13 protein-coding genes are annotated in these 14200 nt (G+C 71.8%); 5 read left to right on the top strand and 8 right to left on the bottom strand.

What is annotated here, in order from left to right; genetic code table 11:
• Positions 1-42: 42 nt before the first annotated feature.
• Both AB0M08_RS35405 and AB0M08_RS35400 read right to left on the bottom strand, forming a co-directional pair.
• A complete protein-coding gene (locus AB0M08_RS35405; protein ID WP_364503175.1) occupies positions 43-504 on the bottom strand; it encodes a WXG100 family type VII secretion target in 462 nt (153 codons plus the stop codon).
• Complete coding sequence (locus AB0M08_RS35400) at positions 494-787, bottom strand: WXG100 family type VII secretion target (RefSeq protein WP_364503172.1); 294 nt, start codon at positions 785-787, stop codon at positions 494-496. The genes AB0M08_RS35405 and AB0M08_RS35400 overlap by 11 nt, the downstream gene beginning before the upstream one ends.
• 110 nt (positions 788-897) lie before the next feature.
• On the opposite strand from AB0M08_RS35400, the gene AB0M08_RS35395 reads away from it, so the two are divergent.
• Positions 898-1512 (top strand): hypothetical protein, encoded by a 615-nt coding sequence (locus AB0M08_RS35395; RefSeq protein ID WP_364503169.1) that lies wholly within the window; start codon positions 898-900, stop codon positions 1510-1512.
• Here AB0M08_RS35395 and AB0M08_RS35390 read toward each other — a convergent pair.
• From AB0M08_RS35390 to AB0M08_RS35375, 4 genes are read right to left on the bottom strand one after another with little or no spacing between them, the layout of a single operon-like run.
• The gene (locus AB0M08_RS35390; protein ID WP_364503166.1) at positions 1509-4076 is read right to left on the bottom strand and encodes a right-handed parallel beta-helix repeat-containing protein; all 2568 of its coding nucleotides are present in this window, start codon (positions 4074-4076) and stop codon (positions 1509-1511) included. The two genes, AB0M08_RS35395 and AB0M08_RS35390, sit on opposite strands and share 4 nt — an antisense overlap.
• Positions 4076-4420, bottom strand: coding sequence for a WXG100 family type VII secretion target (locus AB0M08_RS35385; RefSeq protein ID WP_364503163.1), 345 nt, complete (start codon positions 4418-4420; stop codon positions 4076-4078). Before AB0M08_RS35385 ends, AB0M08_RS35390 begins: the two co-directional genes overlap by 1 nt.
• Positions 4421-4448: 28 nt before the next feature.
• Positions 4449-5855 carry an EsaB/YukD family protein gene (locus AB0M08_RS35380; RefSeq protein WP_364503160.1) on the bottom strand — a complete coding sequence of 469 codons (1407 nt, stop codon included), beginning with the start codon at positions 5853-5855 and terminating at the stop codon, positions 4449-4451.
• Positions 5856-5888: 33 nt separating this feature from the next.
• Positions 5889-6206: a hypothetical protein gene (locus tag AB0M08_RS35375; RefSeq protein WP_364503157.1), complete on the bottom strand. Its 318-nt coding sequence runs from the start codon at positions 6204-6206 to the stop codon at positions 5889-5891.
• Between the two features lie 221 nt (positions 6207-6427).
• Between AB0M08_RS35375 and AB0M08_RS35370 the strand changes: the two genes are divergently transcribed.
• A complete protein-coding gene (locus AB0M08_RS35370; protein ID WP_364503155.1) occupies positions 6428-7306 on the top strand; it encodes an RICIN domain-containing protein in 879 nt (292 codons plus the stop codon).
• Positions 7307-7547: 241 nt separating this feature from the next.
• Here the strand turns inward: AB0M08_RS35370 and AB0M08_RS35365 are convergent, their stop codons facing one another.
• On the bottom strand, positions 7548-10346 hold the full coding sequence (locus tag AB0M08_RS35365; protein ID WP_364503153.1) for a hypothetical protein: 2799 nt from the start codon (positions 10344-10346) through the stop codon (positions 7548-7550).
• A 128-nt stretch (positions 10347-10474) separates the two neighbouring features.
• Between AB0M08_RS35365 and AB0M08_RS35360 the strand changes: the two genes are divergently transcribed.
• Entirely contained in the window at positions 10475-11230 is a 756-nt protein-coding gene (locus AB0M08_RS35360) for an AfsR/SARP family transcriptional regulator (protein WP_364503151.1), read from the top strand.
• A gap of 133 nt (positions 11231-11363) precedes the next feature.
• On the opposite strand, the gene AB0M08_RS35355 is transcribed toward AB0M08_RS35360, so the two are convergent.
• Positions 11364-11789, bottom strand: a complete 426-nt coding sequence (locus AB0M08_RS35355) for a MarR family winged helix-turn-helix transcriptional regulator (protein ID WP_364503148.1) — start codon at positions 11787-11789, stop codon at positions 11364-11366.
• A 77-nt stretch (positions 11790-11866) separates the two neighbouring features.
• On the opposite strand from AB0M08_RS35355, the gene AB0M08_RS35350 reads away from it, so the two are divergent.
• Together AB0M08_RS35350 and AB0M08_RS35345 are read left to right on the top strand one after the other, a co-directional pair.
• Positions 11867-12349 (top strand): hypothetical protein, encoded by a 483-nt coding sequence (locus tag AB0M08_RS35350; protein ID WP_364503145.1) that lies wholly within the window; start codon positions 11867-11869, stop codon positions 12347-12349.
• The gene (locus AB0M08_RS35345) at positions 12346-13899 is read left to right on the top strand and encodes a multicopper oxidase family protein (RefSeq protein WP_364503142.1); all 1554 of its coding nucleotides are present in this window, start codon (positions 12346-12348) and stop codon (positions 13897-13899) included. The genes AB0M08_RS35350 and AB0M08_RS35345 overlap by 4 nt, the downstream gene beginning before the upstream one ends.
• The last annotated feature ends 301 nt before the right edge of the window (positions 13900-14200 follow it).

Below are 14200 nucleotides of genomic sequence, written 5' to 3'. Positions count from 1 at the left end.
GCTGGGCCACGCCGCAGCCCCGCGGGATCCACGAGACACGACCTAGCCAGTGGTGGTGATGACCGGGTCGGAGCCCGGGTCGGCCGTGGAGGTGCCGCCGCCGATCGGGTCGTCGCCGGTGGCCGGGGTGAGGCCCGCGTAGAGGTTCCGGAAATTGCGGGTGATCTCGGATTCGGCCTTGTTGAAGCCGTCGAGGACCGCCTCGAGGCCGCCCGCGAGCACGTTGAGCACCCCGTCGGCGTCGTTGAACTCCTCGTCCTCGTTCGACTCCTCGGTGCCGAAGAGCGCGACCGCCGTCGCGTTCCAGCGGTCGATGAAGTCGGAGGCCTCGCTCGCCGACGCGCCGGCCCAGCCGAGTTTGAGGCTGTCCAAGGCGTTGTTGATCGCCGTGATGCCGTCCGCGACATTGGTCGCCTGCGTTTTCAGCGCGGTCGCGGCGGTCTGCATCGCGGCACCCTGCACCTCGATGCGGGTGACGATGTCGTAATCCGGGCTACTGGACATTCTCGAGCGCCGCCCGTTCCATCTCCTGGTACGTCTCGTACGCCGCGTTCAGCCGGCTGATCATGTCGGCCAGCACGCTCTTCACCTCGTCCTGCGTGGTGGTGAACCAGTGCGCCAGGTCGTCGAAGGTCAGGCTGGACGGGCTGATCCAGGCCGTCTCCACCGCGGTGAACTGGCGCGCGATCTCCGCCATCGCCGTCTCGATCCCGGCGGCCTCGCCCTTGACCCGCCCGATCACCCCGGCCATCTGCGCGAGATCGACCCGGAATTCCTCGAAAGACATTTGTTCAGCCATTTTTCGGGCACCCCGATCTCATTTGTTCCCGGCTTGTCGAAATCGATTTCTCATGCCACCATGGCACCACCCATGCAATTCTCTGGAGGTGTCCCACAATGGTCGAGCCGATTTCTTCGCGCTATTTCCCGCACCCGGCCGACGGGTCCGGCGGCGAGGACGGCGGGAGCGACCCGAGCTTCACGGACGGCCAGGTGCCGACGGTCACGATGGGCTGGAACGGAGCCGGCATCCCGTCGTACAACCTGGACCCGACCGGCTCCGGCGCGGAGACCGGGCACCAGGGCGAGGACACGCCGCTCAACCAGACCGCGCTGGTCGCCAACCCGCTGAGCATGCGCTCCGTCGAGCGGGACATGCTGGCCGCGACCGAGCGCGGGGTGAACGTGTACACCGATCTGAAGGCCAAGGTCGCGACCGCGATCGCCGGCGGCGCCATCTACGGCCAGATCGACACCGACGAGACCTGGGTGGACACCACCACGGTGGGCGCGCCGCCCGGGCAGGGGTACTGGCGCACCGACGACAGCCCGCTGCAGGAGACCGCGCGGGAGTTCGCCGACAAGATGGACGACTTCCAGCGGGGCGCGCTGATCGGGGTGGCGAACGCCCTGGACACCGCGGGCGCCTTCATCGCGGCGGTCAACATCGCGGGCACCACCTACTCCTACGTCGACCGCAACGCGAAGTTCCCCGAGCCGCCCGCCGCTTAGACGTCCCATGGCAGATCCTCCCGGCTCAGGAGGGTCAGGTCGTCGGTGGTCGGCTCGGCCAGCCCGGCGACCCGGCCCGCCTGCAGCTCGGTCATCCGCTGGAACATCTGCCGCGCGGTCCGCCCGTTGCCGAAGTGCTCCGTCCGCTCCACCTGATCGAAATACGTCAGCAGCGCCGCCTCGGTCTCCGGCCCGAGCCGGTACTGGTGCTGCTCGGCGTGCGCCGCGACGATCGCCACCAGCTCGGCCGAGGTGTAGTCCTCGAAGCTGAGCACCCGGGTGAACCGCGAGGAGAGCCCCGGGTTCGACTCGATCAGCCGTCCCATGTCCTGCGGGTAGCCGGCCGCGATCACCACCACCTCGTCGCGGTGCTCCTCCATCAGCTTCACCAGCGTGGCGATCGCCTCGTGACCGAAATCGCCCGGCTGCCCGGCCGGCACCAGCGAGTAGGCCTCGTCGATGAAGAGCACGCCGCCGAGCGCCCGCTTGAAGATCGCCTGGGTGCGCGGCCCGGTGTGCCCGACGTACTCGCCGACCAGCGCCGCCCGGTCCGCCTCGACCAGGTGTCCGCTCGTGAGCAGCCCCAGCGTGGCCAGGATGCGCCCGTACAGCTTGGCCACGGTCGTCTTGCCGGTGCCCGGATTGCCGGCGAAGACCAGGTGGCGGCTGACCGGCGGGGCCGCGAGTCCGGCTTCGAGACGCCGCCGGACCATCCGCGACAGGTCGATCATCGCGGTGACGTCCCGCTTCACCCCGTCGAGACCGATCAGGCCGTTGAGCTGCGCCAGCAGGGCGGGCAACTCACTCTCCGCGTCCTTTTCCCGTACGTCCGGAGCCTTCTCCACCGCCCGCGTGGGAAGCGAGCTCGTGGCGACCCCGTCGACGTGGCACTCGGTGATGACCGGTTCTGCCCCCACCGCGAGGGAGATGTCCTCGGCGCTGTCCCTCAGCAGACAACCGGTGATCGCCGGGGTGGCCCCGGCCCCGACGTGCAGCGCCGCGATCCCGCTCCCGGCGATCTCCGAACCGGCCAGCCGCCCGCCCGCACCCTCCCCGAAGTGCACGCCGTGCTTCCCGGCCCCGGTGACCGTGAGACCCTGCAACAGCGGCCGCGCACCGGCCCCGACCACGACTCCCCCACCGCGGGCGCCGTCGACCCGCAGCCCGTCGACCCACGCCTCGCTCCCGGCGTCGAGCAGCACCCCGTTCTCCCCGGCCGCGGTGACCTCGCCGTCCCGGACCAGCACCCCGGTACCCGCCCCGACCTCGACACCGTTCCCGGTGACCGGCCCGATCCGCACCCCGGCGAGCAGCGGCCGGTGCGACGTGACCACGCGCACCCCGGTCCGGGCCGCCTCGATCACGCAGTCCCGCAGCGTCCCGTCCCCGCCGTCGATCTCCACCCCGGTCAGCCGCGCGTCGTGCACGCTCACCCCGACCGCCGCCACGCTCGCGCCGTCGGCCACGCGCACCCCGGACTCCGCGCTCTCCCGGATCCGGCTACCCCGCAGCTCCCCCCGGGCGTGCCCGCCGAGGAAGACCGCGGCGAACCCGGTGCCGGTCAGATCGCAATCGGTCAGCGTCACCACGCTGTCGTCGATGGCGTGCACGCCGTTGCCCCGCACTCGGGCGATCGTGGTGCCGGTCGCGGTCACCCGGGCACCGCCGAGCGCCGCGATCGCGCTGTCCTCGACGTCCACGAGGCGCCCGCGGTCCACGGTCACCTCGGCGGCACCGGCGGCGAGCAGGGCGGCGGCACCGGTCTCCCGGACCTGGCAGTCGGTCAGCACGGCGATCGCGCCGTCCACGCGTACCCCGGCGGTCTCGATCGTGAAGATGTCGGAACTCTCCAGCCTGGTCGGTTCGGCGGATCGCTCCTCGATCACCACCCCCAGACGGCTGTCGTGCAGGCGGCAGCCGCGCAGGGTCGACTCGGCCGACGAGCTGAGCGCCACCGCCGCCTCACCGCAGCCGGACACGTCCGCGTTCACCACCAGCGCGGACGCGGCGCCGGTGAGCAGCAGCCCACAGCCGTCGACGGTGCGGATCCGGGTCTGGCGTACGGTCGCCCGCGCACCGTCCGCGACGATCAGGCCGTGCCCGCCGATCCGCTCGACCACGCAGTCGGTCGCCGTGACGGTGGCCGTCCCGGTGGCGTGCAGCGCCGCCTTGCCGATGTCGCGCAGCACGGTCCCGCGCAGGCTCACCGCGGCGTCGTGGGTAGCCTCCACCCGGCCGGAACCGATCACGCAGTCGTCCAGGGTGAGCTTCCCGGCGCGGGCCAGCACCGCGACCTGCCCGGCGTGGGGCCCGGACACGGTGATCTCTTTCAGTCCCACCGCACCACCGGTGACCAGGACCGCGGGACCGGCGACGCCGCGCAGCTCGACGGTGCCCGCGCCCTTCTCGGCCACCAGCGTGACGTCCCGGTCCAGCACCAGGGACTCGGTGTACGTGCCGGGCCGGATCGACACCACGCCACCGGCCGGGGCGATCCGCAGCGCGGCACCGATGGTCCGGTGCGTGCCCCAGCCCTTCTCGGCGACCCGTAACGCGGTGCTCATCAATCGAACAGCGCGGGCGGGGTGCCGAGGTCGACCACCTCGAGCTCGTTGAGGTTCGCGATCTCGGTGTCGCGGTAGTTGAGGTAGGTGCCCTCCAGGCCGCTGGCGATGCCGTCGAGCGCGTTCTGCAGCATCCGCGCGAACGTGTCGTAGTCCGACATCAGCATCTGGAACTGCTCGGACGCCACGCCCGCCCAGATCTCCTCCAGGCTGACCACGTAGGACCGGAGGTCCGCGATGATCTCGGCCATCTCGCTCGCGGTGGTCCGGGTACTGGCCGCGGCGGTGTTCACCACGTCCAGGGTGACGTGGTAGGTGACGCCGCCGACAACGGTCTCACTCATGGGGATGCCTCTCAGCGGGAGTACGGGGTCACAGGCCGGCGCCGGCGTCGAAGAGCGCCCCGACGACGCCGAAGACACCGAGGGCCAGGGGTACGCAGAGGGTGCTGAGCAGACCGGCGACGGTGCCGGTCCAGCCGGGCGGCTCATCCGCCGGATCGTCGTCGAGCGCCGCGTCACCCGCCGCCCGGAACGCGCCGGTCATCCCGGATGCCGCCAGTGCGACCGCCACCACGACCACCACGAGCGGTCCGAACGCGGCCGCCGCGGCGCCGGGCAGCCGCAGCCAGCCGGCCAGGTCGCGCCCGGCCAGCAGCAGCACCGCGGTCAGCCCGACGGCACCGGCCACGGTGACCGCGAGCCGGGCGGGCACCACGGTGATCCGGACCGCGCGCAGCAGCAGGATGGCACCGAGTGCGGCGGCGAGCGCCACCGCGAACGGCCCACCCGACGCGGCCAGCAGCACCGCGCAGGCGACCAGCACCGCGCCGCAGAGGACGGTGAGCCCGGCGAGCACCCGGCGGCCACGCCCGACCAGCGCGTCGACCTCCTCCGCCGGAGTGGCCGGGGTCGCCGGGGCCGCGCCGGACCACGGCTCCGCCGCGGCGGACAGGTATCCGGAGAGCAGCGGGACGAACTCCAGCAGCGCGAGCACGACCAGCGCGACGGCGGCGGCCGCCTCGGCGGGCCCGGCGTGCACGAGGACCAGGCCGACCGTGACGGTCAGCGTGGCCAGGCAGAGCGCGACGGTGAGCGTGGTGATCAGGCGGGGCAGCACCAGCCGGGCGGTGATCGCGCCGAGGACCGCACCGCAGCCGAGCCCGATCAGCAGGGTGCCCGGCGCGACCCGGGTGGCCGGCAGGAACGCCGGGGCCAGGGCGAGCAGCGGGACGGCGGCCAGTGCCAGGGCGGTGATCGCCGGCCCGGGCAGCGGCCAGTCCCGCGCGGTCGCCCGGCGGGCCAGCAGCGCCGACGCGATCGCGGCGGCCAGCGCGAACGGGGCCAGCACCGGCGGCGGGCCGGCGATCGCGGCGTACCCGGCCAGCCCCGCGACCAGCGTGGCCAGCCCGGCGATCAGCAGGACGGCGGCGCCGAGCCGGGCGGTCCACGCCGGGCGGGCCCGGGTCGCGGTCTCGACCAGCTCGACGATGTCGGTCACGGTCGGCTCGTCCAGGTCCCCGGCGGCGAAGTCCCGCAGGTAGAGCACCGCGCCGTCGCCCACCCCGGCGTCCATCAGCGAGGCGGACGGCGGGTAGGGGCGTACCCCGGCCGGCGCGAGCGACCAGACCGGCGGGAGCGCACCGTCGGTCTCCTCGGTACCGCAGAGGTCGAGCAGCCGCGCGGTGTACTCGGCGATCGCCGCGCGGGCGGGCACCGCCAGGTCGGCCCGGCGGCGCGCGCCGATCACGGTGACCCGGAGCCGTTCGTCAGTGGGCACGGTGGACCCTGGCGTCGAGCGGAGTCGGCACGGTCAGTGTCGCCAGGTGTCGATGTTGGCGGTCTCGCCCTCGAAGTAGTTGTGCCAGGCGACGTTCATCTTCTGCGAGATGATGCCGAGCACCCCGTCCGGGCCGAACAGGCCGACCGCGGAGAGGTTCCACTCGTCCTGCATGTCCTCGTAGTACTCGGACGCCACGCTCTCCCGCCAGTCCGCGCGCAGCGGCTCCAGCAGGGTGGCGAGCGCGTGCAGCTTCTCGGCGGCGAGCTCCGCCTGACTGTTCAGGAACGAGCCGGCGGCCTCCAGGCCCTCGCCGACGTAAATCGGGTGTCCGTCCACCTCAACGGGCATGTCGTGCCTCCGCTTGTGCGCTCGTTCCGGCCCTCCCGGCACCACGGCGTGCGGAGGTCCACACGACCCTGGTACGCCGTACTCAATAGGGGGTTGAAGGTTTCTTGTCGTGCCCTTGTCGTCTTCTTGGCGGCGTGAAAACGCTCTCTGGCCCGCCCGGACGGCACGTTGTACGGTCCGACGCATCATCCGGCCGCCGGTGCGAAAGAGACCATCCATTCGTGAGCGACACACCGAGCACCACCCGCCTGACCGGCTTCGCGACCACGTTCGCCGCCACCACCCGGCTCGGCTCCGGCTCCTCCGGTTCTGTCGGCTCCCCGTCCGGCTCCCCGTCGGGTTCCCCCGACGGCGACCAGCCGGGAGTGGTCCGCCGTCTGCTGGTGGTCGGCGCGGTCACCGGTCTGGTCGCGGTGGGCGTGCTCGGCGCCGGCTTCCTGATCAGCCGGAGTACGACATCGGCCACCGCGCAGCCGTCCGCTTCGGCGGCGCCCAGTGCCGGACCGAGTTCCGCCGTGTCCGCCGCCGCACCCGCCGCCGTCGCCGCGACCACCGGCGGGGGTGGCCGGGTGGAGGCACCCGCACCGGTCTACGTCGCGCCGAACGGCACCGCGCCCGCCGCGGTACCCGCCACCACGGCCGCGACCAGGGCGGCCACCACGACCACCACTACCACCACCGCGACCAAGGCGGCCGCCGCGGCCACCACCACGGCCGCCACGACGACATACTGGATCCAGAGCCACTCCTCCGGCCGCTGCGTCGACGTCAAGGACTCCGGCGACGACGGCAGCCCGCTGCAGGTCTGGGACTGCGCCACCAGCAACAATCAGAAGTGGACGGTCACCGGCGGCACGCTGCGCTCGCTCGGCCTCTGCATGGACATCGCGAACGCCAGCACCAGCAACGGCGCCCAGATCCAGGTCGCCACGTGCAACGGCGGCTGGGCCCAGAAGTGGATCGTGAACAAGTCCCACGACCTGGTCAACACCGCGACGGGCAAGTGCGCCGACCTCAAGGACGAGGCCACCGCGAACGGCACCCGCCTGCAGCTCTGGACCTGCGAGGGCACCAACAACCAGAAGTTCTCCAAGAAATAGGGATGGACGGCCCGGACCGCGCCGCACCGGCTCCCGGCGCACCCGGACCACCCTGCACCCGGACCGCGCCGCACCGGCTCCCGGCGGCCGCCTCGACACCCGGCCGGCGCTCGATGCGGACGGAGTGCTGCGCCAGCCACGAGAAGGTCGGCTGGCGCGTACGGGTGTCACCGGGGGCGGGGCACCGAGGCCGCGTACTCGATCGACCGCGGCACCCACCGGGGCAATGCATCAGCGTGGATCAATCGGCGCGTGGGCAACCGTTGCTCGTCTGGGGCGTGGCGTCCTCCCCGCCGTACAGCTCGCCGATCAAGAACAGACACCGTGGCACCGCCGCGGCCGCCGCCTCGGCGTTCTCCGGAGTGGGCAGGCTCAACACCGCGACATTGCGCCTCTCCCCGACCCGGGACGCCGCGAACGAGATCCGCCCGCTGGCGCCGACGTACGCGAACTGCTCGTCCCGGAACAACTGGGCCAGCCAGGCGCGATTCCACGGCGCCGGCCCCGCCTGACGAGCCGCCGTGATCACCAGGTCCGCCGCGTCGTACGCGACCCCGGTGCGCTCGGCCGGATAGGCGGGCACTCCCCACTCCTCGCCGGACAGCTCGGACGACGTGTCGTGGATCAGGTCGTAGTACCCGGCGCAGAACTCGATCAGCCGGCTCTTGTGGTCCAGCGGCGGAGCGGGCGTCCGCTGGTGAGTGCAGCTGTTCCCGGCCAGGACGACCAGGCTGCCGAGCGCCACGTAGTCCAGGTCCATCCCGGCCACGTAGCTCTGCTGGCGGAACGCGGGCTGGGCGACCATCCGGGTGATCGCGTCATCCGCGACGATCAGCGGCAGCTCGCCGACCGCACAATCCTCCTTGATCGTACGCAGGAAACTCGCGTACCCGGTCTCCCGTCCGGCGTAGAAGTACATCCGTCCGGTGCCCCGGGCGGCCGGCGCGGGACTGGTGCACGGCTTCAGGGCCGCCTCGGCGGGCAGCGTCACCACCTCGACCGGCACGACCTCGCGCGCCGCCCGGGTCACCTCGTCGACCAGCGTCTCCACGTAGTCGTCGCGCTGGGCCGCCGGTGCCGGACGGACGATGGTGAGCCGCTTGACCGTCGTCAGGTACCGGAGATAGCCCGCGATCAGGTCGCCCTGCTGCGGATTCCCGGCGACCATCTGGAAGTAGAACTTGGACGCGTCGGCCAGGCCGGAACCGGTCAGCGTGGTGGCGATCGTCGGGATCGCGGCCCGGCCCAGATCGGCGATCGCCTGCCGGGTCTGCTGGACGGTACGGTCCATCCCGACCACCGCCTTGATGCTCGGGTCCCGGCCGGCGAGCGGGATCAGCATGTCCCGGGTGACGCTGTCGGCGGCGGCCATCCCGCGGCCGCCGTTCGCGATGATCACCCGGAGCAGCGGCTCGTTCTCGCCGATCACCGAGAGGTTCTGCTGGCGCTGAACGATGGCGAGACCGATCAGCTCCTCGGCGATGGCGCTGTCGGTCTCCAGGTCCGCGCCCGCGTGGGTGAGACCGGCGAAGTAGACGACGCTGATCAGCGGACGGGTCGGCTGCCCGTCGTGCAGGCCGGCGGCCTGGGCGTTCAGCCGGAAGATCTCCCGTTGCGCGGCGGTCAGCCGGTCGTCCGTACCGAAGATCTGGCCGTCGTTGTCGCTGTAGCCCACGCACTGCTCGTCACCGGCGATGGTGGCCAGGCGCACGGCGATACCGGGTGCGGCCTTGGCGGTCAGGTAGGAGCAGCCCGCCTGCCAGTAGTCGCGCAGGCGCAGGGCCGGCGGCGCGGCGACCACCACCAGGCAGGCCACCAGGATCAGCTCCAGCACACCCCGCCGGGCCAGCGGGGACGGCCGGCCCGGGTCCAGGTCCAGGTCGGCCCAGGCGTCCGGGTCGTCGCCGGAGGTGGTGGCGATCTGCGCCGGGGTCATCGGCTCGGGCAGGTGGATGGTGAGGAACCGGGCGTCGGCGGCGAGCTTCTGCCGCTGGACGGGCAGCTCCCGCCGCCAGGTGTTGTAGGCGGTGCTGCTCGCCGCGGCGTAGGGCGGCACCTCGGCCGGATCGGCGACGGCGTCCCAGCAGCCCGCCACCACGAGCAGAGGATCGAGCGTGCCGGTCTCGTTGCGTACGTCGTTGATCAGCCGCAGCAGCGCGAGCCCACCGTTCCCCTCGGTGGCGTGGTCGATCAGCACCGGGATGTACGCGGTCCGCCGCCAGCCCCGCCGCCGGGGCAGCACCGAGAGCCGCCGTCGCCGGTACGCCTCCCGCAGATCCTCCAGGAACGCGTGGACCAGGAGTTTGTGCAGCTGACCGGTGTTCTGCTCGTCGAGGCGCCCGGCGGTGAGCCGCTCCGCGAACCCGAAGAAGTCCGACGAGTGCTGCGGCACCATGTACGTCTGCCGCCGCATGAACCAGCGGGCCTCCGGGACGATCCCGTACGACCGGCGCCCGAACCACTTGAGGAGCAGCAGCCGGAACAGCCAGAGCAGACCGGAGAGCCCGAGCGTGGCCAGGGTGCCGTTGCTCTGCGCCGAGACCGGGGTCTGCGCTGCCTCCAGCGTCGACGGTGACTCGCCGCGCCACTGCCGCAGCCGCCCGACGATCTCCGCCTGCGGATCGCGTTTGCCGGACTCGGTGAGCGTCTGCCGGGTGAGCCACTTGGCCAGCCGGTACCGCCGGAAGCTGTTCGGCCGGTTGGCGAACCGGTCCTGCTGCAACCGCCGGCAGAGCTGTTCGAGCAGCTCCAGCCGGGGTGGCTCGGTCGAGACGGGTGCGGCGGCGTCCACCGCCTCGGCGTCCAGGAGCACATAGGGCGTACGCGGTTCCGCCGTCTCGAGCACGCCGCCCAGCCCGCGCAGGAAGCCGTGCACGGACGCCGTCGGCCCGGCCAGCCGGATCAGCGGCAGCGGGATGTCGCCGTGCACCGCCATGTCGGAGACGCGGGGCAGGAACGGCGGCCGCCTCCGGAGCGTGAGCACCAGCTTGAGCAATTCGTGGACACCGGGGAAGACCGGTGGTTTGAACTCCGCTGCCATGGCGCCCCGTTCCACGCAGACCGATCACTTCCGTGACCGATGATGATAGCCAGTCCTCGATATCGACCGGCCCGTTGATGCGGTGTTGATGTGATGTTGATAGGTGGGCTGTTCGATCATCCTGTGTGATGGGAGAACTGGAGTTCGACGCTTTAGGACCTCTTCGGGTACGCCGTGGGGACGCGACGATCGAACTCGGACCGCCGCAGCGACGGCTGGTCCTGGTGCGGCTGCTGGTCGCCGGGGGCGTGCCGGTGTGCCGGGATCGCCTGCTCGCCGACCTCTGGGGTGCCGACGCGCCGGGCGGGGCGACCTCGGCGCTGCACGCACACATCTCCCGGCTACGCGCGGTGCTCGGCGGGCGGGCCACGCTGGTCCGGGACGGTTCGGGGTACACGCTTCTGGCCGAGCCGGAGGCGTGCACGACCGTACGGTTCGAGACGGCCGCGCGGCGGGCACGGCGGCTCGCGGCGGAGGGCGACCATGCCCGGGCCCGGGGCGTACTGGAACCCGCTCTTGATCTGTGGCGGGGTAAGCCCTTCGAGGACGCGGCGGCTCTCGGTTTCGCGCGCGCGGCGGCGGCGCGGCTGCAGGAGTGCCGGGTGGCGGCGGCCGAGCTGCACGTGGAGATCCTGCTGGCGCTCGGGGAGCCGCAGGCCGCGACGGCCGAGGCGCGCGAGTTGACCGTCGACCATCCGCTGCGCGAGTCTGCGTGGGAGTTGCTGATCCGGGCTCTTTACCGCTCCGGGCGGTCGGCCGAGGCCCTACAACAGTACGGCCGGATCCGGAATCGCCTGGCGGAGATGTTCGGCGCCGAGCCCGGTCCCGCACTGCGCCGCCTGCACCTCTCGGTACTGCGTCAGGACCCGTCCCTGGCCGCCTGAAGAGCCACGGTCACGCCGCACGTCCGGGGTCAAGTCCCCGGAGGGCTCGCGGTCGCGCTCCGCTCGGTGACTGCCGCGTGTTCTCCTATCCGTCAGGTGAGGACGAAGCCCTTCAGGGCGTCGCACAACACGGTCAGGTGAGGACGAAACCCTTCAGGGCGTCGCGCAGCACGGTCAACTGTGCCGGGTCCATGTCGCCGAACAGGTGCCCGGCGACCTCGCGCGCCACCGTCTGCGCCGTGGCCAGGCACTCCTGGCCCGCCGGGGTCAGGGCGATCGTCCGCGCCCGGCGGTCGCCCGGCACCGCCCGGCGTTCGACGAAGCCGCGCCGTTCCAGCTCGTCGACCGTGCGCAGCATGTTCGACTTGTCCGCCCCGAGCTCGGCGGAGAGCCGGGCCTGCGTCGACGGCCCGAGCCGATCCACCGTGGACAGCACGCCGAAGATCCGCCCGTCGATCCCGATCGGCACCAGGGCCTCGGCGAAGGCGCGGGCCGCACGGTGGTGGGCACGGGCCAGCAGCGGACCGATCTGCAACCCCAGGGTCACGGCATCACTCACGTACCCGATTCTAGAACCAAACAAGATCCTCTCATTCGAGACTTTCTCATCAGAGAACTTCTTGCTAACCTCCTGACGTGATCGCTTGCCGCCGCCGGCCGTTCCGCGCCGGTATGACCGCTCGCCGCCTCCTCTGGCTCTTCCGCCTCGTGATGAGCACCGCCGCCGTCCTCCTCTTCGATCAGGCGGTCTTCGCCGGCCAGTTCCTCGCCGGTAGCTATCCCGCCCTGCACACTCACCGCGCGAACGCCACCGTCGCCGGGATCACGGTGCTGGCAGCGGCCCTGTCCGGGCTGCTGCTCTGGCGTCCCGGCCGCGGGCCGCTCTGGCCGCTGGCCGGATCACTCGTGCTCTTCGCCCTGATCGCGGCCCAGATCGCGATCGGCTTCGCCCGCCTGCTCACCCTGCACATCCCCCTCGGGGTCGCCATCATCGGCCTGTCGATCGGCTTGGCCATCCGCGCGTGGCGCCTCGACCCAGCCGCCGGTCCCGTCGCCACCCACGCCGCGGGCATCGACCCCTCGCCCGCCCGTTCTCAGGACTCGGCGGGCGTGCCATGAATCGTCGTTCCTTTCTTCGGGTGCTCGGTGGCACCGGCGCCGCGGCAGCGATCGGGGTACCCCTGCTGACCGGTATCCGGGGCTCCGAGTCCACCGGCGTACTCCTGCCGAGCCGCCGCCGGCTCCCCGACCCGTTCATCCGGCCGCTGCCGATCCCACCGATCCTCACTCCGGTCCGCAGCGACGCCACCGGCGACCACTACGAGATCACCCAACGCCCCGGCACCGCCGAGATCCTTCCCGGGATCGCAACCCCGATCTGGGGGTACGACGGCATGTTCCCGGGCCCGACCATCGTGGCCACCAGCGGGCGCCCCGTCGTCGTCCGGCACCGCAACGAGCTGCCGGTCCCGGTCGCCGTCCACCTGCACGGCGGCCTGACCCCGGCCGAATCGGACGGCTTCCCCACCGACCTGCTCTACCCGCCCGGCGGCCGGGCCCTCCCACCATCCGGGCCGGTTTCGTCGTCGCCCGGCCACGTCCACGACGCGGGTGGGCACAGTGCGGGTGCCGTCGCCGTCGGCACGCGCGACTACACGTACCCGATGAACCAGCCCGCCGCGACACTCTGGTACCACGACCACCGGATGGACTTCACCGCACCGGCGGTCTGGCGCGGCCTGGCCGGTTTCCACATCGTCCGGGACGCCACCGAGACCGGTCTGCCCACCGGCGACCGGGACATCCCACTGATGATCGCCGACCGCTCCTTCGATGCCGACGGCTCCCTGCTGTACCCGAGCATCGACCCGACGCTGCTGCACACGCCCGGCGTCACCGGCGACTACCACGCCGGCGTCCTCGGTGACGTGATCCTGGTCAACGGCGCCGCGTGGCCAACTGCGACCATACCCCGGGCCCGTCATCGGCTTCGCCTGCTCAACGCCTCGAACGCCCGCCGGTACCGTCTGGCGCTCGACCCCGCCAGGCCGCTCCTCCAGATCGGCACCGACGGCGGTCTCCTCCCCACTCCGACACCACACGACCACATCGACCTCGCTCCCGGCCAGCGCTGCGACGTGATCGTCGACTTCGCCCACTACCCCGACGGCCAGCATGTGTTCCTCCACAACCTCTTCGACTCCGGACCCACGTCGCAGGTCATGCGTTTCGAGGTGGCCACCCGGATCGCCGACACGACCCGCGTTCCCGACCACTTCCCCACCGCGTCACCCCCGGCCACGCCGACGGCCGTCACGCGTACGTTCCACTTCCAGCGCGACAACGGCTCGTGGAACATCAACGGCCTGCCCTTCTCCCCCGGCACCCCGATCGCCTCCCCACGCCATGGCACCACCGAGACCTGGCGCCTGATGTCCGATTTTCACCACCCGATCCATGTCCACGCGGCCCAGTTCGAGGTCGTCTCCCGCGGCCTCGGCGCGCCCTCACCCTTAGATCTCGGCCCCCGGGACACCATCGACCTGCGCCCCGCCGAGGAGGTCACGACTCGCGTCCACTTCGGCCCCTACCCGGGCCGCTATGTCCTGCACTGTCACAACCTGGAACACGAGGACATGGCCATGATGGCCGCGTTCACCCTCACCTGATCCCGGACGTCGGCCCTCCCGTCATCACCGCCCGCCTGACCGCCGCGGTGGAACGGCGGGTTGCCGCCTGGACCGGCTCGCCCGACCGGACCAGCTCGCCTTGCTGAACCAGCTCGCCTTGCTCGACCAGCTCGCCCCGTTGGACCGGCTCGCCCGGCTCATCCGGATCACCCGGATCACCCGGTGATGCCGGTTGAGCGAGATCCGGGAGTGTCAAGAAAACGGTGTAACTCGATTTTTTGAAGGTCAGTTACGGCCTGTGGTGAGGCGTCCTTCGAAGGCAAGGTCGAAGGCGTTGAGG

The sequence above is a fragment of the Actinoplanes sp. NPDC051851 genome, from assembly GCF_040681165.1.
Lineage (GTDB): Bacteria > Actinomycetota > Actinomycetes > Mycobacteriales > Micromonosporaceae > Actinoplanes.
The sequence above is the reverse complement of the archived record's forward strand: the minus strand, read 5'-3'. Positions and strand labels throughout refer to the sequence as shown.

What these genes read in the sequence shown, in the direction of transcription:
- AB0M08_RS35375 (WP_364503157.1), bottom strand. Translation starts at nt 6,206, where the DNA reads ATGCCCGTTGAGGTGGACGGACACCCGATTTACGTCGGCGAGGGCCTG.
- AB0M08_RS35385 (WP_364503163.1), bottom strand. Translation starts at nt 4,420, where the DNA reads ATGAGTGAGACCGTTGTCGGCGGCGTCACCTACCACGTCACCCTGGAC.
- AB0M08_RS35360 (WP_364503151.1), top strand. Translation starts at nt 10,475, where the DNA reads ATGGGAGAACTGGAGTTCGACGCTTTAGGACCTCTTCGGGTACGCCGT.
- AB0M08_RS35365 (WP_364503153.1), bottom strand. Translation starts at nt 10,346, where the DNA reads ATGGCAGCGGAGTTCAAACCACCGGTCTTCCCCGGTGTCCACGAATTG.
- AB0M08_RS35405 (WP_364503175.1), bottom strand. Translation starts at nt 504, where the DNA reads ATGTCCAGTAGCCCGGATTACGACATCGTCACCCGCATCGAGGTGCAG.
- AB0M08_RS35395 (WP_364503169.1), top strand. Translation starts at nt 898, where the DNA reads ATGGTCGAGCCGATTTCTTCGCGCTATTTCCCGCACCCGGCCGACGGG.
- AB0M08_RS35390 (WP_364503166.1), bottom strand. Translation starts at nt 4,076, where the DNA reads ATGAGCACCGCGTTACGGGTCGCCGAGAAGGGCTGGGGCACGCACCGG.
- AB0M08_RS35345 (WP_364503142.1), top strand. Translation starts at nt 12,346, where the DNA reads ATGAATCGTCGTTCCTTTCTTCGGGTGCTCGGTGGCACCGGCGCCGCG.
- AB0M08_RS35400 (WP_364503172.1), bottom strand. Translation starts at nt 787, where the DNA reads ATGTCTTTCGAGGAATTCCGGGTCGATCTCGCGCAGATGGCCGGGGTG.